Origin of the sequence: Streptomyces sp. NPDC059010 (assembly GCF_042740355.1) — a bacterium.
Lineage (GTDB): Bacteria > Actinomycetota > Actinomycetes > Streptomycetales > Streptomycetaceae > Streptomyces.
Window position 1 is genome coordinate 55452 of record NZ_JBHYJA010000011.1, and the last position, 20377, is coordinate 75828.

The 20377-nt window shown below is 70.2% G+C and carries 14 protein-coding genes; 6 read left to right on the plus strand and 8 right to left on the minus strand.

Translation table 11 applies throughout. From position 1 onward, the window contains the following. Nucleotides 1–156 precede the first annotated feature (156 nt). Nucleotides 157–1977: a phosphoenolpyruvate carboxykinase (GTP) gene (locus ACFWYS_RS13710; RefSeq protein WP_384766990.1), complete on the minus strand. Its 1821-nt coding sequence runs from the start codon at nt 1975–1977 to the stop codon at nt 157–159. Nucleotides 1978–2321: 344 nt separating this feature from the next. Between ACFWYS_RS13710 and ACFWYS_RS13715 the strand changes: the two genes are divergently transcribed. The 4 genes from ACFWYS_RS13715 (at nt 2322) to ACFWYS_RS13730 (ending at nt 6119) form a co-directional block, all read left to right on the plus strand. Beyond that, a complete protein-coding gene (locus tag ACFWYS_RS13715; RefSeq protein WP_384766992.1) occupies nt 2322–3068 on the plus strand; it encodes a hemolysin III family protein in 747 nt (248 codons plus the stop codon). 112 nt (nt 3069–3180) lie between these two features. Next, nucleotides 3181–4722: a DHA2 family efflux MFS transporter permease subunit gene (locus ACFWYS_RS13720; protein WP_384766995.1), complete on the plus strand. Its 1542-nt coding sequence runs from the start codon at nt 3181–3183 to the stop codon at nt 4720–4722. A 5-nt stretch (nt 4723–4727) separates the two neighbouring features. Then, on the plus strand, nt 4728–5357 hold the full coding sequence (locus ACFWYS_RS13725; protein ID WP_384766998.1) for a TetR/AcrR family transcriptional regulator: 630 nt from the start codon (nt 4728–4730) through the stop codon (nt 5355–5357). A gap of 33 nt (nt 5358–5390) precedes the next feature. Next, nucleotides 5391–6119, plus strand: coding sequence for a Mut7-C RNAse domain-containing protein (locus tag ACFWYS_RS13730; RefSeq protein ID WP_384767001.1), 729 nt, complete (start codon nt 5391–5393; stop codon nt 6117–6119). A gap of 1 nt (nt 6120) precedes the next feature. On the opposite strand, the gene ACFWYS_RS13735 is transcribed toward ACFWYS_RS13730, so the two are convergent. The 5 genes from ACFWYS_RS13735 to ACFWYS_RS13755 form a co-directional block, all read right to left on the minus strand. Then, entirely contained in the window at nt 6121–8520 is a 2400-nt protein-coding gene (locus ACFWYS_RS13735; RefSeq protein ID WP_384767004.1) for a galactose oxidase-like domain-containing protein, read from the minus strand. Continuing rightward, on the minus strand, nt 8517–9698 hold the full coding sequence (locus ACFWYS_RS13740) for a glycosyltransferase (RefSeq protein ID WP_384767007.1): 1182 nt from the start codon (nt 9696–9698) through the stop codon (nt 8517–8519). The genes ACFWYS_RS13735 and ACFWYS_RS13740 overlap by 4 nt, the downstream gene beginning before the upstream one ends. Beyond that, complete coding sequence (locus ACFWYS_RS13745; RefSeq protein ID WP_384767009.1) at nt 9695–11344, minus strand: ArnT family glycosyltransferase; 1650 nt, start codon at nt 11342–11344, stop codon at nt 9695–9697. The genes ACFWYS_RS13740 and ACFWYS_RS13745 overlap by 4 nt, the downstream gene beginning before the upstream one ends. After that, nucleotides 11341–12630: a glycosyltransferase gene (locus ACFWYS_RS13750; RefSeq protein ID WP_384767012.1), complete on the minus strand. Its 1290-nt coding sequence runs from the start codon at nt 12628–12630 to the stop codon at nt 11341–11343. The genes ACFWYS_RS13745 and ACFWYS_RS13750 overlap by 4 nt, the downstream gene beginning before the upstream one ends. Before the next feature lie 191 nt (nt 12631–12821). Continuing rightward, nucleotides 12822–14855 (minus strand): thioredoxin domain-containing protein, encoded by a 2034-nt coding sequence (locus tag ACFWYS_RS13755; protein ID WP_384767015.1) that lies wholly within the window; start codon nt 14853–14855, stop codon nt 12822–12824. Between the two features lie 560 nt (nt 14856–15415). Here ACFWYS_RS13755 and ACFWYS_RS13760 point away from each other — a divergent pair. Next, nucleotides 15416–18616 carry a tetratricopeptide repeat protein gene (locus ACFWYS_RS13760; RefSeq protein ID WP_384767018.1) on the plus strand — a complete coding sequence of 1067 codons (3201 nt, stop codon included), beginning with the start codon at nt 15416–15418 and terminating at the stop codon, nt 18614–18616. 38 nt (nt 18617–18654) lie between these two features. On the opposite strand, the gene ACFWYS_RS13765 is transcribed toward ACFWYS_RS13760, so the two are convergent. Then, nucleotides 18655–18915 carry a hypothetical protein gene (locus ACFWYS_RS13765; protein WP_384767021.1) on the minus strand — a complete coding sequence of 87 codons (261 nt, stop codon included), beginning with the start codon at nt 18913–18915 and terminating at the stop codon, nt 18655–18657. After that, on the minus strand, nt 18908–19768 hold the full coding sequence (gene mca / locus ACFWYS_RS13770; RefSeq protein WP_384767402.1) for a mycothiol conjugate amidase Mca: 861 nt from the start codon (nt 19766–19768) through the stop codon (nt 18908–18910). Before mca ends, ACFWYS_RS13765 begins: the two co-directional genes overlap by 8 nt. Before the next feature lie 167 nt (nt 19769–19935). Here mca and ACFWYS_RS13775 point away from each other — a divergent pair, with 167 nt between their 5' ends. Next, entirely contained in the window at nt 19936–20334 is a 399-nt protein-coding gene (locus ACFWYS_RS13775; protein ID WP_384767024.1) for a DUF4307 domain-containing protein, read from the plus strand. Nucleotides 20335–20377: the final 43 nt, after the last annotated feature.

Consider the following 20377-nt stretch of genomic DNA (forward strand, 5'->3'; position numbering starts at 1 on the left):
CTGCCGCCATGTCCTCGTCGGGGCGGACAAGGACTCGGCGACAGGCCCAGAGCCCCGTACGTCGTTGTACGGAACCTCGCCGGTTCACACCGCGGCCGGCCGTGACGATCACTGGTCAGGGCAATCCCAACCGGCCGCGGAGTTCAAAGGGGGGCGTCAGCCCAGGCGCTCCACCAGCGCGCGGTACTCGTCCCACAGCTCCTTCGGCGTGTGGTCGCCGAAGGTGTTGAGGTGGTCGGGGACGAGCGCGGCCTCCTCGCGCCAGATCTCCTTGTCGACGGTGAGGAGGAAGTCGAGGTCGGACTCGGCCAGTTCAAGGCCGTTGGTGTCCAGGGCGCCCTTGGCCGGCAGGATGCCGATCGGGGTCTCGACGCCCTCGGCCTTGCCGTCGAGGCGCTCGACGATCCACTTCAGGACACGGCTGTTCTCACCGAAGCCGGGCCAGACGAACTTGCCCTCGTCGTTCTTGCGGAACCAGTTGACGTAGTAGATCTTCGGCAGCTTGGCCTGGTCCTTGCCCTGTGCGACCTCGACCCAGTGGGCCATGTAGTCGCCCATGTTGTAGCCGCAGAACGGCAGCATCGCGAACGGGTCGCGGCGCAGCTCACCGACCTTGCCCTCGGCGGCGGCGGTCTTCTCGGAGGCCACGTTGGCGCCGAGGAACACACCGTGGTTCCAGTCGAAGGACTCCGTCACCAGCGGTACGGCGGTGGCGCGGCGGCCACCGAAGAGGATCGCGGAGATCGGCACGCCCTTGGGGTCCTCCCACTCGGGCGCGATGATCGGGCACTGCGAGGCCGGGACGGTGAAGCGGGCGTTGGGGTGGGCGGCGGGGACGTCGGACGCGGGCGTCCAGTCGTTGCCCTTCCAGTCCGTCAGGTGGGCCGGAGTCTCCTCCGTCATGCCCTCCCACCAGATGTCGTTGTCGTCGGTGAGGGCGACGTTGGTGAAGACCGAGTTGCCCCAGAGCGTCTTCATCGCGTTGGCGTTGGTGTGCTCACCGGTGCCGGGCGCGACGCCGAAGAAGCCGGCCTCGGGGTTGATGGCGTACAGGCGGCCGTCCTCGCCGAAGCGCATCCAGGCGATGTCGTCGCCGATCGTCTCGACGGTCCAGCCGGAGATGGTGGGCTCCAGCATGGCGAGGTTGGTCTTGCCGCACGCGGAGGGGAAGGCCGCCGCCACGTACTTGGACTCGCCCTGCGGGGGCGTGAGCTTCAGGATCAGCATGTGCTCGGCCAGCCAGCCCTCGTCCCGCGCCATCACCGAGGCGATACGCAGGGCGTAGCACTTCTTGCCGAGCAGGGCGTTGCCGCCGTAGCCGGAGCCGTAGGACCAGATCTCGCGGCTCTCCGGGAAGTGGGAGATGTACTTGGTCTGGTTGCAGGGCCACGGGACGTCCGCCTCGCCGGCCTCCAGCGGGGCGCCGACGGAGTGCACGGCCTTCACGAAGAAGCCGTCGTCACCGAGTTCGTCGAGGACGGCCTGGCCCATGCGGGTCATGGTGCGCATCGAGACGGCGACGTACGCCGAGTCGGTGATCTCCACACCGATCGCGGAGAGCTTGGAGCCGAGCGGGCCCATGCAGAACGGGACGACGTACATCGTCCGGCCGCGCATCGAGCCGCGGAAGACGCCCTTGTCCCCGGAGAAGACCTCGCGCATCTCGGCGGGGTCCATCCAGTGGTTCGTCGGGCCGGCGTCCTCCTCCTTCTCGGAGCAGATGAAGGTCCGGTCCTCGACGCGGGCGACGTCGGTCGGGTCGGAGGCGGCGTAGTACGAGTTGGGGCGCTTGATCGGGTCGAGTTTCCGGAAGGTGCCCTTCGCGACGAGCTCCCCGCACAGGCGCTCGTACTCGGCCTCGGATCCGTCACACCAGACCACGTTGTCCGGCTGCGTCAGTTCAGCGATCTCGTTGACCCACGAGACCAGTTCCCGGTGGTTGGTGGGGACGGGGGGAGCCGCGATGTCGCGCGCCACGGTTGCTCCTATAGAGAGGGATTTTGTCCTTATATGCCCTTGTGTGCCCCGTGGGGGCCACGACCCGGATGCTTCGCCGACTCGACCTACGGCCTGGATCTTCCGCGCTCATCCGGTGCCGACCGCACTCATTTGATCATCCGACGCGTCTGCGCATATGTCCAGAGGGCGTCACAGGTGAGCGGCGTGAGCATCGCCACTCATCCGGATGTTTTCGATGCGTCACCACGGCTTCACCCCTGGTGCGCGCACTCCGGGTACCCCCATGAGAGGATGGCCACTTATAGGCGCTCATCTCGCCGCGCTGATACGTAACTTACGGTTCCGTAGGTACGATGCCGAGCATGACTGCGCCCGTCCCCGACGCACACACGGACACTCCGGCCGCCGGCCGCAGCTCCGGCGCGCCCTCCTTGCCGCACCAGATCGCGCACCACGCCCAGCAGCTCAGCGACGAGATCAAGCCCAAGCTCCGCGGCTGGCTGCACCTCGGTATGTTCCCGGCCGCGCTCGTCGCGGGCCTGGCACTCACCGCCCTGGCGGACTCGGCGCGGGGCCGCCTCGCCTGCGGGATCTTCGCCCTCACCGCCTGCCTGCTGTTCGGCGTGAGCGCCCTGTACCACCGGGGCAACTGGAGCCCGCGCATGGACGGCGTCCTGCGCAGACTCGACCACGCCAACATCTTCCTGATCATCGCGGGCACGTACACGCCGCTGACGATGCTGCTCCTGCCGGAGGCCAAGGGCCAGTGGCTGCTGTGGGGCATCTGGGCCGCGGCCGCGGCGGGCATCGTCTTCCGGGTGTTCTGGGTCGGCGCCCCGCGCTGGCTCTACACCCCCTGCTACATCGCGATGGGCTGGGCGGCCGTCTTCTTCCTGCCGGACTTCATGCGCACCGGCGGCATCGCGGTGCTGGTCCTGGTGATCGTCGGCGGCCTCCTCTACAGCGCGGGCGGCGTGGTCTACGGCATCAAGCGCCCCAACCCGTCGCCGCGCTGGTTCGGCTTCCACGAGGTGTTCCACTCGTTCACACTGGCGGCGTTCATCACGCACTACGTGGGGATCTCACTGGTGGCGTACCAGCACGGGTAAACCACCGCGCGGCTTCTCCTCAGCCTCTTCAGGGCCACGGCTTACGAGCCGTGGCCCTTTTTGCGTCCCCAAAGTTTGACAGTGGCCTTCTTTTGAGAGTTACTTTCATTTCATGGTTACTGTCACTCCAGATCCTCGCCGTTGGTGGGCCCTGGGCGCGCTCGTCGCCTCCATGCTCACGCTCGGCTTCGACATGACGATCCTCAACGTGGCGCTGCCGACGATGGCCGCCGACCTCGGCGCCGGCACCGGTCAGCAGCAGTGGATGGCGGACGCGTACATCGTCGTGTTCGCGGCGCTGATGCTCCCGGCGGGCCTGCTCGGCGACCGGTTCGGGCGGCGGCTGATGCTGATCGCCGGGCTCGGCGTCTTCCTCGCCGGTTCGCTGGTCGGCGCGCTGGCCGGCGACGTGAACGCGGTGATCGCCGCCCGTGCGGTGATGGGCGTCGGCGCCGCCCTCGTCACCCCGCTCTCGCTCTCCGTGCTGCCCACCCTCTTCGGTCCGGACGAGCGCACCAAGGCCGTCGGCATAGCCTCCGCCGCCTCCGCCCTCGGCCTGCCGCTCGGCCCGATCATCGGCGGCTGGCTGCTGAACCACTTCTGGTGGGGCTCGGTCTTCCTGATCAACGTCCCGATGGCCGCGATCGGCATGGCCGCCTGCGTCTTCCTGCTCCCCGAGACGAAGGACCCCGCCTCCCCGAAGGTCGACACCGTCTCGACGGCGCTCGCCGCGTCCGGCCTCGGCGTCCTCGTCTACGCGATCATCGAGGCGCCCGCCCGGGGCTGGGGCGACCCGCTGGTGCTGGCCATGCTCGGGGCCTCGGTCGTCCTGATCGCCGCCCTCGTGCTGCGTGAACGCCGGGTCGAGCGCCCCATGCTCGACATGACCCTGCTGGCCCACCGCGGCTTCCTGTTCAACACGATCGCCGCGACCCTGGTGACGTTCGTCCTGACCGGCCTGCTGTTCGTGCTGCCGCCCTACCTCCAGGCCGTCCTCGGCCACGACGCCCTGGGCACCGGCGTGCGGCTGCTGCCGATGATGGGCGGGCTGCTGTTCGCCTCCCGCATCGCGCCGAAGGCCGTCGCCCGCTTCGGTGCGCGGGCCGCGGTGAGCGCGGGCCTGGTGGTGCTGGCCTTCGCCGGGCTCCTCGGCAGCCGTACGACGATGGACTCCGGCTACGGCTTCGTCGCGCTGTGGCTCTCCATCACCGGTCTCGGCTTCGGTCTCTCGCTCATCCCGGCGATGAACGGCGGCCTGAGCGCCCTGCCCCGCGACCGGGCCGGCAGCGGCTCCGGGCTGCTGATGACCCTGCGCCAGGTCGGTGGTGCGATCGGTATCGCACTGCTCGGCAGTCTGCTCGCCGGCGTCTTCCGGGACCGCCTCGACGTCACGGGGCTGCCGGCGCGGGCCGCCGACACCGCCGGGGAGTCCGTGGTCGCGGCGCACCTCGTGGCCGAGCGGGCGGGGTCGGCCGAGCTGGCGGCGTCCGCGAACAGCGCGTACGTCCACGGCATGGGTGTCGTGCTGCTGGTGTGCGGGATCGCGGCGCTGGTGTCCGCGCTGCTGGCGGCGGCGTTCCTGCCGAGTACGCCGGACGCGGAGCGGCCAGAGGCCCCGGACATGGCTGCCGAGCGGGCCGATGCCCGACAATGACACCCATGACGTCCGCACACTCCTCTCCCCTGACCGACCGCCCCCAGCTGGGGCTTCGTGAGCGGAAGAAGATCAAGACCCGGACGGCGATCCGCGACGCGACGTACGCACTGATCAAGGAGCAGGGCTACGACGCCACGACGATCGAGCAGATCGCCGAGCGCGCCGAGGTGTCGCCGTCCACGGTCTTCCGCTACTTCCCGACGAAGGAGGACATCGTCCTCACGGACGAGTACGACCCTCTGATGCTGGAGGAGTTGCGGGCCCGGCCCGCCTCGGAGTCCTGGATGGACTCGGTGCGGCATGTGATGCACCGGTCCATGGACGCGTTGATCGCCGAGGACCCGGAGGCGGTCCGGATCCGGGCGCATCTGGCGGTCCAGATCCCCGCCGTCCGCGCCCGGATGATCGAGAGCATGTCGGCGACCGGACGCCTGCTGCGGGGCGCCATCGCCGAGCGCCACGGTCTGGACGCGGACAGCCTCGAAGTGCGGGTCTATGCGATGTCCCTGGTCGGCGGCCTGATGGAGGTCAACATCGCCTGGGCGGAGAACGACTGCCGGGACGACCTCCGCGAGCTGGTGGACCGGGCCCTGGACGTCATCGAGCACGGCCTCCCCACGAAAAAGACCTGAGGCGCGAGCGCCCGGCCGTGACATCCTGGCCGGGTGAACGGTCCCGACATCCACGTGGAGTTCGCCCCCGAGCTGCGCGTCTTCCTGCCCAACGGCCGGCGCCAGGACGGTGCCGCCCAGGTCACCACCGACGGTGTCTCGACCCTCGGCCATCTCGTGGAGTCCCTCGGCGTCCCGCTGACCGAGGCCGGCCCGCTGCTCGTGGACGGGCGCGAGGTACCGGTGTCATACATCCCGACCGGCGGCGAGTCCGTATCCGTACGCCCCGTCCCGCGCCCCCAGCGGGTGCCCGGAGCTCCCCTGCGTTTCCTGCTCGACGTCCACCTCGGCACCCTCGCCCGGCGGATGCGGCTGCTCGGCGTGGACACGGCGTACGAGTCGACGGACCTCGGCGACCCGGCGCTGGCCTCGCTCTCGGCCGCCGAGCAGCGGGTCATGCTGAGCCGGGACCGGGGGTTGCTGCGGCGCCGTGAGCTGTGGGCCGGGGCGTATGTGTACAGCACCCGGCCCGAGGACCAACTCCGCGACATCCTGGAGCGGTTCCGCCCCGAGCTGCGGCCCTGGACCCGGTGCACCGCCTGCAACGGGCTGCTCAAGGAGGCCACCAAGGACGAGGTCGCGGACCAGTTGGAGGGCGGGACGCACCGGTCGTACGACGTGTTCGCGCAGTGCACCCGGTGCAAGCGGGCGTACTGGAAGGGCGCGCACCACGAACAGCTGGTGGCCATCGTGGAGCGCGCCCTCGCCGACTACGCGAGCTGAATTAGCGCCTGCTCACATCACCCTTCCCACAGGCGGTCCCGTCCCGGTTCGGGTCCAGCCGCAGCGGGTCGTTGCTGCCGTTGACCTTCAGGCGGCCGTAGTCGTTCTTCTTCAGCCAGTCGCAGCGGGACTTCGTCGTCGCCTTCACCGTCGGCGGGAAGTCCGTCGGGACACAGACGTTGGCGGAGCCGTAGTGGCGGTCGCAGCCGGAGACGGTCGGGCTCACCTTCTGGGACTTCCGCTGCTTTCCGGGGCCCGTGACCTTGCCCTTGAGGTCGTCGGCGAAGTCATGGACGTGCGCCGAGGAGTCCGTGGCGCTCAGCGCCGAAGGACCTTGCAGATGGACCCACTTGGCCACCGACGGCACCCCGTTGGCATCGACCGCGAAGAGCATGTACCAGCCGGGCGGGGCCAGGTTGGGGTTGCTCGTGACGTTGAGGTCGATGTTGTTGCCGTCCACCGACAGGGGCAGATCCACGAACCGCTGGTTCGGGTCCGAGGAGTGCGTCACCGCCGCCGGGCGGATCAGTTCGGCCTTGGCGACGGGGCGGTCGACGGTGATGCGCTGGGTGTCGCCGTAGGTCCACTCGGTGTCGATGACCGAGGTGATCGTCGGGCGTTCGCCCTTGAGGAGATAGGGCGGGGTGTAGATCGACACGTCGTGGTTCCAGCTGCCGTTGCCCGGGTTGTCGCCGGTCGCCATCACCCGGCCGTCGGGCAGGAGGAAGGCGGACGAGTGGTAGCCGCGCTCCTCCGGGTCCGCCGCCACCGGGTCGAAGGTGCCCGTCGCCGGGTCGTAGAGCGACGACTCGTACACCGGGTCGGCCCGGTTGTGCAGGGCGCCGCCCGTCTCCAGGACCTTGCCGTCGGGCAGGAGTACGGCGGAGACGTACATCTTGCCCTGGTTGCCGGTCTGCGGGATCTTGCCGCCTCCGAGGTCGACGGTGCCCTGCGGGAGCGGCGGTCCTGCGACGTAGGACGGGTTGGGCTGCTTGAGGTCGATGACGTCGGTGAGGCGGTTCGCGTCGGGGTTGGAGTCGATGTTGCCGCCGCCGAGGGTGAGGACCTTCTGGTCCTGGGCCGGGGGCAGCAGCACGCTCGCGGACTGGTCGCGCTCGTCCTTGTTCCGCAGGCCCGGGATCTGGGTGACCGTGTTGGCGTCGTAGTCGTAGATCGCCGAGCCCGTGCCGGGGATGTTGTTGCCGAACACATGGCTGCCGGAGTAGAAGAGGCGGCCGTCCTGCATCAGGATCATCGACGGGTACAGGCCCCAGTACGACCAGGTCTGGTTGACCTTCCAGAGCTCCAGCCACTTCTGCTCGGCGTCCGACCACCGCTCGGCGGTGACCGAGCCGGTCGAGTCCTCCTTCAGGCCGCCGAAGGAGATGACGTCACCGTTGCCGAGGATCGTCGCCGACGGGTACCAGTGGCCGTCGTTCATGTCGTTGGTCTTGCTGTAGGTCTCGGTGACGGGATCGAAGACGTACGAGTCCTTGAAGCCCTCGTAGCCGTGCCCGCCCGGCACCGGGTACGCCTTGTTTCCGCTCATCACCAGCACCCGCCCGTCGTCGAGCTGGACGTGCCCGGCGCAGAACATGTCCTTCGGCGTGGGGATGACCTTGTACGTGCCCTTGACCGGGTCGTAGACCGCGCTGGTGAACGTGCCCGCCTCGAACATCTCCTCGCTGTTGCCGGACCCGGCGATCAGCAGCACCTTGCCGTTGTTGAGGACGACGGAGTGCATGGAGCGGACCGGGTTCCGCGTGGGCAGCACGTCCCAGCGGCCGTTCGCGCACTCCTCGGCCGTGCCCGTGCACACCGGGTCCGGGACGGGGTCGGCGACCTGGTCCATCGTGTAGTCGTCGGTGGTGACGGAGCCGGTGCCGTAGACGGAGACGCCCCAGGCGATACGGTCGGTGCCGGCGGGGACCTCGGGGGTGCGGACCGTCGCCTCGGTCCAACCGCCCGCCATCTCCAGCGTCTTGAGGTCGGTCCAGTACTGCCAGCCCGCCGTCGCGTCGTGCCGGAACAGGGTGACCGAGGTGTCGGGGGTGGTCGACCTGTACCAGAGCCCCAGGTCGTACTGCTTGCCCGGCGTGACGACCGGCGCGCACTCGGCGGACTCGGTGATGAGCGCCTTGCGGTCGCCCTCGACCCGGCGGGTCAGCGTGACCTTCATGGCCTTGGAACCCGAGTGGGCGTCGGCCACCGTCTCGAAGGTGAAGTCGTTGTCGCCCCAGCCGGACTTCTTCCAGCAGTAGGGCATGTCGTCGGTGCCGGCGGTCTCGAAGCCGGGGTTCTTTACGAGATTGGCGGCGGAGGCGGACTGGGGCGAGGTGAGAAGCAGGCCACTGGTGAGGACCATGACGGCCAGCAGGGCCGTTCTCCGTCCGGATCTCATGCGGTACTCCTTGCTGTGCGGCTCCTGCGCGGCAGATAGACCAGCGCTTCGGTCCCGACGAAGCGCAGGACGAACGTGATGACCAGGGCCAGCGCGGTCGCGGGCAGTACGGCCAGCCCGAACTGGCCGACGAGCAGCGCGATCAGCGGGATGCGCAGCACCAGATCGGCGTTGGCGAGCAGCGCGAACCGGATCGTGCGGTCGGCCCAGTGGCGGTGCCGGCGCCGGTCGCGGAACAGCACCTTCTCGATGAGCAGGAAGTTCCAGGCCACGCCGAACTGGTTGGCGACGATCTCCGCGGGGAGGTAGTGCAGCCCGGCCCGGGTCATCGCCCACAGCGCGACGAGGTTCGGCACGAAGCCCGTCAGGCCGATCAGCCCGAACACCACCATGCGGGCCAGCGGGTCGGCCGTACGCAGCCCGGCGAGATGGCGCAGGAAGCGGCGTCCCTCGGCTGCTGTCGACTTGGACTCCCCCGCGAACCGCTCCTGGAAGACGAACGGCACCTCGGTGACCGTGCGAGGGCGGCTGCGGACCGCCAGTTCCAGCAGGATCTTGTAGCCGAGCGGCTTGAGCGCCTCCGCGGCGATGTCGCTGCGGCGGATCGCGAAGAAGCCGCTCATCGGGTCGCTGATGCCGTGCAGCCGACGCGGGAAGAGGGCTTTGGTCAGCCACGTCGCGCCCCGCGACACGGCCACCCGGTAGCTGCCCGCGAGCCCGGCCCGGCTGCCGCCCTTGATGTACCGGGAGGCGACGACGAGCCCGGCGTTCGCGCGCTCGCCGGTGGCCACCAACTCCGGGACCAGGGAGGGCGGGTGCTGGCAGTCGCCGTCCATGACGACGATCCAGTCCGACCCGGCCGCCTTCATCCCCTCGACGACCGCGCCGCCGAGCCCGCCGACGGGTTCGTCCCGGTGGATGACGGTGACCGGGAACGGGCAGTCCTGGGCGGCCTCCTCGATGACCTGCGGGGTGTCGTCGGTGGAGTCGTCCACGAAGACGACCTCGCAGGGCAGCCGGGACGGCACCGACTCGGTGATCCGGTGCAGCAACTGCCGTACGTTGGCAGACTCGTTGTACGTCGGTACGACGATGGTGACGGCGCCCGGCTCGGGCACCTCGGCGGCTTCGACGGACGGATCGCCCAGCTCGCCGGGGGCGGTGTACTCGTGGGTCATCGCACGCCTCCGGCGGCTGTCTGGATCTGGCGGATCTCGACGCGGTCCTCGCCGGTGCCGAAGACGGCGACCGGCTTCGAGTGCTCGATGGCCGCCTTGACGTTGGGCAGGTCGACCGCGTCGCGCCGGACCGTCGGCGAGGCGACGACGTAGTCGAGGTCCTTCCAGCCGCGCGGCATGGTCTTGGTCACGGCCGGGTCGAGGTCGGCCTTGTAGAACCAGATGACGCCGCGCCCTGGCCGGTACCCGGCGTGCACCAGGTCCAGCCACAGCGCGTCGTCGACGAGGACACGGGTGTCCTGCGGGTCCGCCACCTCGGTGGACAGCCACTTCGAGGCGGCCCGGTAGGGCGCGTTGGCGTCAGCGGTGACGGCGGTGCGGTCCCCCTCGTACCAGTGCGGGACGACGTACGCACCGGCGGCGAGCGCGAGTACGGCCGCGAGGGCGTACCGTCCGCCGGTCAGGTACCGGTGCTCGGCCTCGGACCGCCGGCGCCGCAGCACGGCGTGGGCGACGGAGGCCGTTCCTCCGGCGAGGACCAGGGCGAGGAACGGCAGTGCCTGGATGACGTACATGGCGGGCAGGTAGCCGTTGGGGCGCATCGCCACCACGGCGAGGATGACCACCGCGAACGACGGTCCGGCCAGGGCGCGGGCGGTGACCGACCAGCGCCAGGTGACCAGGAGCAGCAGCCCGCCCGCGAGGCCGCCGAGGATGAGGACGCGGTCGTAGTAGAGCCAGGACTCAAGGACGCCGTGCGAGCCCGAGCCGGCGTCGAGGATGAAGCCCGAACCCGGCCTGGTCATCTGGTACTTGATGCCGTCCCAGAGCGAGACGTGCCCGGCGCCCGGCAGCAACTCGCCCTTGAGCAGGGCGAAGAGGGGGTACGACAGGCCGATCAGCGCGCACGCCGTGACGGCGCCGGTGAGGGCGAACTTGCGGGTGTCGCGGTGGCTGTGCCGCCACATGGTGATGAAGACCGCAGGGAGGACGAAGAGCATCGTCTCCTTGGTCAGTACGGCCGTCGCGGCCGCGATCCCGGCGCCGAAGTGGTGCCAGAGGTGACGGCTCGGCGAGGCGGCCAGGGCGAACGCGAGCAGCGTCCACATCACCGCGAGGTTGTCGAGGAAGATCTCCCGCTGGAGCACGACCGACAGGGGCGAGAGCCCGAACAGGACCATGCCCAGCCCGGCCGCCCAGCGCGGCAGCGACAGCCGCCGCCCGAGCACGTACACGAGCACCGCGCTGACCGCGCTGATGACCAGCATCGCGGCGCGCATGGTGCCGACGGTCATCGACTCCGGGCTGAGCGCGGCGGGTATCCAGGTCAGCAGGGCGAGCTGGACCCAGCCGAGCGGCGGGTGGTCGTACCAGTACGTGTAGTGCGCGAGGCCCCGGCCCTCCTGGACGGCCCAGGCCTGGGCGAGATAGGTGCCCTCGTCGTCGCTGAGGGTCGGGTAGTCGGCGATGTTCCAGCCCTGTACGACGAGGATCGCGACGAGGAGTACGCCGCACAGGGCGAGGTCGGAGCGGGAGGAGCGGAGACGGCTCGGCGGTTCTGTTCGACCGGCCGAACGCGTCATAGGGACAGGTTGTCTCTGCGCGGGGACCTTCGGAGTGGTCACCGCGGGAAGGGTGGAGGTCACGCGGGGACGTCCTCTCGGAGGTCTCGGGTCGTCGCGGCACCGGCATCGACATCCGGGATGTGCGCGCCGACGTGGGTGGTCAGCTCCCAGTCGTTCTGGCCGCGCTGCTCACGCCATACGGCGCGGACGGCGGCTCCGGCGAGGAGCACCTGGTAGAAGGGGCCGCCCACGACGAGCTTCAGGTAGTGCACGAAGCGGACGCGCAGTCCGTACTGCTTACCGAAGTCGTGCAGTCCGACGATCTCGAAGACGAAGGTGACGAGCGCGGTGACGGCCGGCAGGAAGGTGATGAAGGCGACGCCCACGGACACGTCGAGGAACACCGCGATCGCGATGTTGAGCGGGATGACGAGCCCGGTGAAGGCCTGCATGAACGGCGTCATGAGGGTGTACCGGGCGAGCAACCGCTGCCCGAAGGTGGGCAGTTGCCGCCAGTCCTTCTTGCGGTAGACCTGAAGGAAGCCCTGGTTCCAGCGGGTGCGCTGCTTCAGCAGCGACATCAGGCTGCCGGGCGTCTCCTCCTTGGTCACCATGTCGGAGTCGTAGGCGACGACGACCTTCTTGCCGACGCTGGAGAGACGGACACCCAGGTCGCAGTCCTCTGCCAGACAGTTGGGATCCCAGCCGTCGGCCTCCCGCAGCACATCGGTGCGTACGAAGACGGTGTTGCCGCCGAGCGGGATGAACCCCTTCTGCGCGTGCAGATGAAGGCGCGAGCGGAACCAGAAGAAGTACTCCAGGCAGTTGCGCAGGCTGTACCAGCTGGAGTGGAAGTTGATCAGCTGGACACCGCCCTGGACGACGTCGGCGCCGGTGTCGCGGAACGCGTGGTCGACATGGGCGAGGAGCTCCGGGTGGACCTGGTCCTCGGCGTCGAAGACCCCGACGACATCGCCACGGCAGTGCGGCAGTGCCGTGTTCATGGCCTTCGGCTTGTTCTTCTTCTCGTGGGTGTCGACGACGACGCGGACGCGCGGATCACGTGCGGCGGCCTTCTCGGCGACCTCGGTGGTCTCCGGGTCGTCGTGCCCGACGATGACGATGATCTCGAAGTCGGTGTGTGTGGACTCCAGCAGTCGCTGGATCGTGTGGTCCAGCACGGCTTGCTCGTGCCGTGCCGGAAGCAGCAGCGAGAATGACAGATGCTCGTCCCCGTCCGGTCTGCTGAACCGGGTGGAGGCGAGCACCTCGGGCGTGCGCCACGCGTGCATCTGCCACCACAGGGTGAAGGCCGCCATCCAGAACAAGGCCAGCGAGACGGCCGATATGAAGACAGACGTCAGCAACAGATCCCCCCAGATCCCCAATGCCCCCTTCCGCGACAGCGAGTCACATCTGTCGCGGAACCATGTAGACATTAGGGGGGATCTGTGAAGTCCGCAGGCCGTTTCGATGAAGAGCGCGTTTCCTCACAACGAGCCCCGAGAGTGAGCAATTCGAACATCGCCTGCGTAACCGCCCCTCGCCCGCTGCCGTTTCAGCTGGTCAGCGCGGTCCGCAGCCGTTCCGGATCGGTGGTCGGGGCGTCGCAGGTGAAGTTGCGGCAGACGTAGGCGGCGGGTTGACCCTGCTGCAGGGGGCGGTCGGTGAGGAGCGGGAATTCGCCACTCTCCGGAGTTCCCATGGCCACGACCGCACCGGGCGCGGTGCCGAGAAGCGCCGTGTGGTGCAGGGTCTTTGTGGCGGGGTCGTCCATCGTCGGCCCGACGACCGCGATCTCGCGCGGCCCGTCGAGGTTGGCCTCGGCGACCGCCAGACCCCAGCCGATGAAGCGGGGGACGCGCGGTCCCAGGGCCTTGACGACACCCAACGCCCGCTCGGCGGCGGTGCGATGCGGCTCGGCACCGGTCTGCGCGGCATAGCTCAGCAGGGCGCCGGCCGCCGCGGTCCAGCCGGAGGGGGCGGCGTTGTCGGTGGGGTCCTGGGGGCGGCGGATCAGCTGCTCGGCGTCGGCCGCGGTGTCGTAGAGGGCACCGGACTCCTCGTCCACGAAGCGGGCCAGCACATGGTCGAGCAGGAACCCGGCGAACTCCAGCCAGACGCCCTCGCCGGTGACGGAGGCCAGCGCGAGGAAGCCCTCGGCGACATCGGCGTAGTCCTCCAGCACCCCCGCGTTGGCGCCGACCTGGCCGTCCTTGCTGGTGCGGGCGAGCCGGGCGTGGTCGTCCAGGTGCAGCCGTACGAGCAGGTCGGCGGCGCCGAGGGCGGCGTCCACCAGGTCGGGGCGGTCGAAGTAGGCGCCGGTCTCGGCGAGGGCGGCGATCGCGAGGCCGTTCCAGGCGGCGACGATCTTGTCGTCCCGGCCGGGGGCGGGGCGCTCGGCACGCCTGTCGAGCAGCCGCTGCCGTACGGAGGTGATCTTCTCGGCGTCGAACAGTTCGTCCTGCTGCGGGAGCTGGAGGACGGAGGAGCCGTGTTCGAAGGTGCCCTCCTCGGTGACGCCGAAGTAGCGGGCGGCGAGTTCGGCGTCGTCGTCGCCGAGCGCCTCACGCAGTTGCCGCGGGGTCCAGACGTAGTGGGCGCCCTCGACGTGCTTGCCGGTGCCGTCGTCGCTGTCGGCGTCGAGCGCGGAGGCGAAACCGCCCTCGTCGGTGCGCAGTTCACGCACCATGAAGTCGGCGGTCTCCAGCGCGACGCGGCGGGCCAGCTCCGAGCCCGTGGCACGCCAGAGGTGGGCGTAGACGCGGCACAGCAGGGCGTTGTCGTACAGCATCTTCTCGAAGTGCGGCACGACCCAGTCGCGGTCGACGGAGTAGCGCGCGAAGCCGCCGCCGAGCTGGTCGTAGATGCCGCCGCGGGCCATGCGCTCACAGGTGTCCTGGGCCATCTGCAGGGCGCCCTCGGCCCCGGTGCGCGCATGGTGCCGCAGCAGGAACTCGATCACCATGGACGGCGGGAACTTGGGCGCGCCCCCGAATCCGCCGCGCTGCGGGTCGTACTCCCGGGTGAGCCCGAGCAGCGCCGCCGCGAGCTCCTGCTCGCCGGGGGCCTCGGGTCCGCCGTAGGAGATCTCCCGCCCGGCCAGGTCCCGGACGATCTTCCCGGCGACGTCGGCGACCTCGTCCCGCCGGTCGGTCCAGGCGGTGCGCACGCCCTCCAGGACCTGGCGGAAGGACGGCATGCCGGAGCGGGGGGCGGGCGGGAAGTAGGTGCCGAAGTAGAAGGGCTCGGCGTCCGGGGTGAGGAACACCGTCATGGGCCAGCCGCCCTGGCCGGTGGCCGCCTGGACGGCCTCCATGTAGACGGCGTCCACGTCGGGGCGTTCCTCGCGGTCGACCTTGACGCTGACGAAGTGGGCGTTGAGGTAGTCGGCGGTCTCGTGGTCCTCGAAGGACTCGTGCGCCATGACGTGACACCAGTGGCAGCTGCTGTAGCCGACGCTGAGCAGGACCGGTTTGCCGCTCTTGCGGGCCTCCTCGAAGGCCTCGGCCGACCACGGCCACCAGTCGACGGGGTTCTCGGCGTGCTGGAGGAGGTAGGGGGACGTCTCGTGAGCCAGTCGGTTCGGCATGGGGTCCATCCTGCCGCAGTACCCCCTCCGTCAGGCGTCTACCAGACGGTGATCTCCAGTCGCCCCGTCCCCTGGATCGGTGCGGCGTCGACATGGAGGCGGGCGGTCCTGCCTTCTCCGGTCCGCAGACAGAAGCGGTCGCCGGGCTTCACTTCCGCGTGGTCGGTGGGGTTGGTTCCGAGGCTCTCGGTGCACTCGGCGGCCGTCGCGGCGGCATCGGAGGGGGCAGCGGGGCCAGGTCGGGGGCGGAGCCCGGCACGGACAGTTCGACGCTTCCGGTCGGCGCGCCGAAGGTGATGCCCCCGCCCGCGATGTCACTGCTGCGGCGGGGCGGACGACCGGGTGGGGGCGGGCGCCGGCTGCACGCTCTGGTCGCTCTTGTCGTCGGACGATGTGTGCGATCACCATGGCCAAACAGGCGTCCCACGACACCGCTTCACCATCCCTCCACAACGCCGCGGAGACCGAGGTTCCACACGATCACCCGGCCCCCTCCCCACGACGCCCCATCCGCAGCACACTTGACCAAGAACGCCATTGCCGCCGGAGGGGGACGTGACATGCGGGACAGCCATCGGGCCGATGCCGAGCGGCTGTTGGCTCGGGCCGTGGAGGAGGAGGTGCGGCGTTCGGGGGGCCGCATCGAGGGCCAGGTGCTGCTGTCGCGGGCGCGCGGGGCGCTGGACTCCATGGCGCAGGCGGCGGCCGAGGAGTACGAGGCGTACACCCGGGCACTGGACGAGGCGGAGGCCGGCCGGCTGACGTTCGGTCAGCGGTTCGCGCGGGAGGGTGGCGGTACGCCGCTGATGGTGGCCGGCGTCGCGGCCTTCGCGGCGCTGGTGGCCGACCTCGCGCTCGGCACGGACACGACCACGGCGGTGGGCGCCGGCGTGACCGTGGGTGTCATCGGCGCGGCGGCGACGGTCGTGAAGGTGGCCGGTACGCATCTGCCGGCCGCGCACCACCGCGCGGGCGCCGTCGGCCAGCCCGGCGGCCCGGAACAGCTGCGGCTGCAGTGGCTGACGGCGCTGGAGGTACGGGGCATCCGTCCGTTCCTCGACCAGCAGCGGGTGCTGAGCGCGTCCACCGGCCCGAAGAAGACGGGGCCGCGGCTGAAGGGCGCGGACAAGAGCGCGGCGGCCCGCGGGCGCAGCGTGCTGGAGCAGTCGTTCGGTCAACTGCCGGAGCCGGTCGACCCGTTCGGTGGCCGCAGGCAGGAGATGGCCCGCATCCGGCAGTGGGTGCAGGCGGCACGCGCGAGCACGGAGACGAAGCCGACGGTCGTCGTGCTGCACGGGGCGCCCGGCAGCGGCCGTACGGCACTCGCCGTGCACGCGGCCCACGATCTGAAGGACCAGTTCCGCGGGGCGTGCCTGGTGGATCTGCGGGGCGACACGACGGAGGAGTCGCCGCTGTCCACCCGGGATGCGCTGCTGCATCTGCTGAACCGTCTGGGTGCGCCCCGTGAGCAGTTGCTGTTCCGTGAGCGTTCCTCGGCGGACCAGCAGGTCAAGCGGCTGAGCGAGCTCTACCACCAGCACCTCACCGGCCTGCCGGTCACGGTCGTCCTGGACGACGCCTCGGACCCGGAGCAGATCCGCACCCTCGTCCCCGAGCGCTCCGACAGCCTGGTCCTGGTCACCGCCCGCGAGCCCCTCGACCTGCCCGCGGACCTCGCCGCCTGGGTGCACGAACTGCCGGTGGCGGCCCTGGACGCGGCGGGCGCGGAGGAGCTGCTGACCGCGACGGCACAGGACTCCTCGGGCCCCTACGACGCCGAATCCGCCGATCTGATACGTCAGTTGTGCGGCGGGCTGCCGCTGGCGCTGCGGATCGCGGGCTCCTCGCTGGGGCCGCGTTCACCGCGCACGCTGGCGACGGATCTGGGCGCGTACGGCCCGGTGGAGCCGATCGAGCGGGTGCTGTGGCTGCGCTACACCGACCAGTCGGAGATGGCGAGGCGTCTGCTGCGCCGGCTCGCGCTGGCCGGCCGGGCCTCGCTGGGCGCGGCAGCGGCGGCGTCACTGCTGGCCACGGACGAGGCGGAGGCGACCCGCCACCTCGTGGCCCTCTCCCGGTCGGGCCTGATCGACCAGGTCCGCGGCAACCGCTACCGTCTGCACGACCTGGTCCGCGCCTTCGCCCAGGCCCGCCTCCTCGACGAGGAGGAACCGACGGAGCGTACGGCCGCGCAGGAGCGGCTGATCGTTAACTATGCCCAGCTGGCGGACTCGGTGCTGCGCCTGGTCGACGGCAACATGTCGACCCGCTCCGACCGTTTCAGCCCGCACGGCTTCACCTCGCTGGACGACGCGCTGCGCTGGCTGGACGACGAGTCGAGCTTCATCACGGCGGCGCTGCGGCACGCGGAGGACGTGAACCACGCGGCGGTGCTCAATCTGCTGGGCGCCCTGTGCGACTACTGCCTCCTGCGGGGCGACCTCTACCGCCTGGGCGAGATCAGCGAGCTGGCCGAAGCCGTCGACCAGGGCCTGCTGGTCCGCTCGGTGCAGTGGCGCACGGGTATCGCGGCCCGGCAGCTCGGCGAGCTGGACAAGGCGCGCACGACCCTGGCCTCGGTGGTGGACCTCTATATGGAGGCCCACCATGACGCGGGTGCGGCCCGCGCCCTGTGCTCCCTCGGCATCACCCTGCACCACCAGGGCAACCTGACCGAGGCGGCGACGAAACTCCGCGAGGCCCTGGACCTGCAGTCGGCGCCCGCGCTGGCGACGGACCGCGCCTGGACGATGCACGCGCTGGCGGCGGTGGAGCGGGACCGGGGCCGGATCGCGGAGTCCCTCGCCCTGCTGACCGAGTCGCTGTCCCTGCACCGGGCCGGCGAGTCGATCCACGGCGAGGCCTGGGCCCACTTCCAGCTCGGCCAGCTGGGCCTGCGCATGGGCGACGTACCGCGCGCCGAGACCGAACTGCGCACGGCCCTGGATCTGTACGGCCGCACCCGCGACGCCCGGGGCGAGGCCTGGGCCATGACCCAGCTGTCCCGCGCCCGGCTGGTCGCCGGCGACCCGTCCCCGGCGGTGGACGGCCTGCGTCAGGCGGCCGCCCGCCACCGCGACAACGAGGACGCGCGCGGCGAGGCCTGGTCCCTCTACTACCTGGGCCAGGCCCTGGAGGAGACGGGCAACCTGGACCTGGCGGTACGCGAGCTGGAGCGTTCACGCACGATGTTCTCCCGGATGCGCGACGTGTACGGCCTCGCCTGCGCCCGGCACCACTCGGCACGGGTCACCCGTGACCAGCGCGCCGCCCAGACCGGCTCGCTGAAGAACTCCGGTTTCGCCCGCCAGCTCCTGATGGACGCCCGGGCCGACTTCCAGCGCATCGGCGTCTGTCACGGCGAGGCCTGGACCTGCCTGGAACTCGCGGTCGTGGACGGCGGCAACACCCGCACCCAGCAGGCTCTGACCCTGTGCGACGAGGCGGTGGGCCTGTTCACGTCGTACGGGGACCGCAGGGGCGAGGACTGGGCCCGCTTCCTGCGCTGCACACTGCTGCCGTACGCGGCGCCCGGTGGGGTGGAGATCGGGACGGCCGTGGCGCAGGAGGAGCTGGCCCAGCTGGGGCGCGACGGGCATGCGCTGCGGGACGAGAAGCTGAGCGACTACGTCGAGGCGTATCTGCTCCTGCTCGAACGCGGCGTGAACCTGGAGGCGGGCTGGCAGGCCTGGCGGCTCGGCATGGTGCCGAACCGCCATGCGCGCGAGGTCATGGGGGTGGGGACGGCAGCCCGGCAGTGACCGGCCCTGCCGACCGGCCCTGGGGCCGGCCCTGCCGACTAGCCCTGGCGTGGCTTGGCCGCGCTCGTGGCGTCGGCACCCTCGTCGGAGGCCCCCGACTCGGGGTCCGGGGCCTCCTTGAAGTCGACCTTGTTCATGTGGCGGCTCATGGACTTCATCAGGCCCCACACCGCCACCGCCATCACCGCGAAGACGATGAAACCGAGGACGCCGGGAGTGACCTTGTCCTCGTCCACCTCCTTCGCGAGGGTGGCGAGCTGTGTCATTGCCAGGCTTGCGCTTGCGCTCATGTCAGGCATTGTCGCGGATGCCCGCAAAGAGGTCGTCCTCGGGGAGGGAGGTATCGACCAGGGACTTCGCGAGCTCGTACTCCTCCGTCGGCCAGACCTCCCGCTGGAGCTCCAGCGGGACGCGGAACCAGCCGCCGTCGGGGTCGATCTGGGTGGCGTGCGCGAGCAGCGCCTTGTCGCGGATCTCATAGAAGTCGCCGCACGGCACATGCGTGGTGAGCGTGCGCTGCTTCATCCCGAACTCGTCCCAGCGCTTGAGCCAGTCACCGTAGGGAGACTCCATGCCCCGGTCGAGCATGGCCTGGTGCAGGGCCTCGGTGCGGGGACGGTTGAAGCCCTGGTTGTAGTAGAGCTTCCGCGGCTGGTACGCCGGGCCGTACTCCGACTCCGGGTACTTCTCGGTGTCCGCCGCGCCCTCGAAGGCCACCATCGAGATCTTGTGGGTCATGATGTGGTCGGGGTGCGGGTAGCCGCCGTTCTCGTCGTAGGTGGTGATCACCTGGGGACGGAACGAACGGATCTGCTTCACCAGCTCTCCGGCCGCCTTGTCGACGTCCTCCAGGGCGAAGCAGCCCTCCGGGAGCGGCGGCAGCGGGTCGCCCTCGGGCAGACCCGAGTCGACGAAGCCGAGCCACTCCTGCTTCACCCCGAGGATCTCGCGGGCCTCGTCCATCTCCTTCTTGCGTACCTCGTGGATGTGCTCCTCGATGTACTTGTCGCCCTGCAGCTTCGGATTGAGGATGGAGCCGCGCTCCCCGCCCGTGCAGGTCACGACCAGCACGTCCACCCCCTCGGACACGTACTTCGCCATGGTCGCCGCGCCCTTGCTCGACTCGTCGTCGGGGTGGGCGTGCACGGCCATCAGTCGCAGCTGGTCAGTCAAGACTCAATCCTCGTAGTCGGCGCCCGGTGCGAACCGGTGCGATCGGCGGCTTCTATAGTGACCGAATCGGGGGACGGATAATTCCGGGGGACGGCCCCGAAGCCCCGTTTCGGGACATCCGTCCCGCTCCGGCCGAGAGGACGATCATGAGTACGGCGAGCACGCGGCTGCCCGAGGGCCGCTACGGCCGCTCCTCGGACGCGCGCTCCGACCGCACGCTCAAGGTCGTCGGCACCGTCCTCGGGGTGGCCCTGCTGGCACTGATCGGCTACTTCGGCTACCACTACGTCGGCCAGAACAAGATCAGCGCCGAGGTGATCAAGTTCGACGCGGGCCGGGACGCGGTGCAGGTGCATCTGGAGGTCCGCAAGGACGCCGGCGCCTCCGGCTACTGCACCGTGCGCTCCCAGGCGGAGAACGGCGCCGAGGTGGGCCGCGCCGACTTCCGCTTCGACGGTGACGCGACCCGCATCGACAAGGTCGTCACGCTCCGTACGACGTCCCGGGGAACGACGGCCGAGCTGCTCGGCTGCCACGCCGACTGAGCCCGCGGGCCGGTCCGCCGACCGAATCCGACCGGCAGTGATC

What these genes read in the sequence shown, in the direction of transcription:
- ACFWYS_RS13760 (WP_384767018.1), top strand. Translation starts at nt 15,416, where the DNA reads ATGCGGGACAGCCATCGGGCCGATGCCGAGCGGCTGTTGGCTCGGGCC.
- ACFWYS_RS13775 (WP_384767024.1), top strand. Translation starts at nt 19,936, where the DNA reads ATGAGTACGGCGAGCACGCGGCTGCCCGAGGGCCGCTACGGCCGCTCC.
- ACFWYS_RS13715 (WP_384766992.1), top strand. Translation starts at nt 2,322, where the DNA reads ATGACTGCGCCCGTCCCCGACGCACACACGGACACTCCGGCCGCCGGC.
- ACFWYS_RS13755 (WP_384767015.1), bottom strand. Translation starts at nt 14,855, where the DNA reads ATGCCGAACCGACTGGCTCACGAGACGTCCCCCTACCTCCTCCAGCAC.
- ACFWYS_RS13735 (WP_384767004.1), bottom strand. Translation starts at nt 8,520, where the DNA reads ATGAGATCCGGACGGAGAACGGCCCTGCTGGCCGTCATGGTCCTCACC.
- ACFWYS_RS13765 (WP_384767021.1), bottom strand. Translation starts at nt 18,915, where the DNA reads ATGCCTGACATGAGCGCAAGCGCAAGCCTGGCAATGACACAGCTCGCC.
- ACFWYS_RS13740 (WP_384767007.1), bottom strand. Translation starts at nt 9,698, where the DNA reads ATGACCCACGAGTACACCGCCCCCGGCGAGCTGGGCGATCCGTCCGTC.
- mca (WP_384767402.1), bottom strand. Translation starts at nt 19,768, where the DNA reads ATGGCCGTGCACGCCCACCCCGACGACGAGTCGAGCAAGGGCGCGGCG.
- ACFWYS_RS13720 (WP_384766995.1), top strand. Translation starts at nt 3,181, where the DNA reads ATGGTTACTGTCACTCCAGATCCTCGCCGTTGGTGGGCCCTGGGCGCG.
- ACFWYS_RS13725 (WP_384766998.1), top strand. Translation starts at nt 4,728, where the DNA reads ATGACGTCCGCACACTCCTCTCCCCTGACCGACCGCCCCCAGCTGGGG.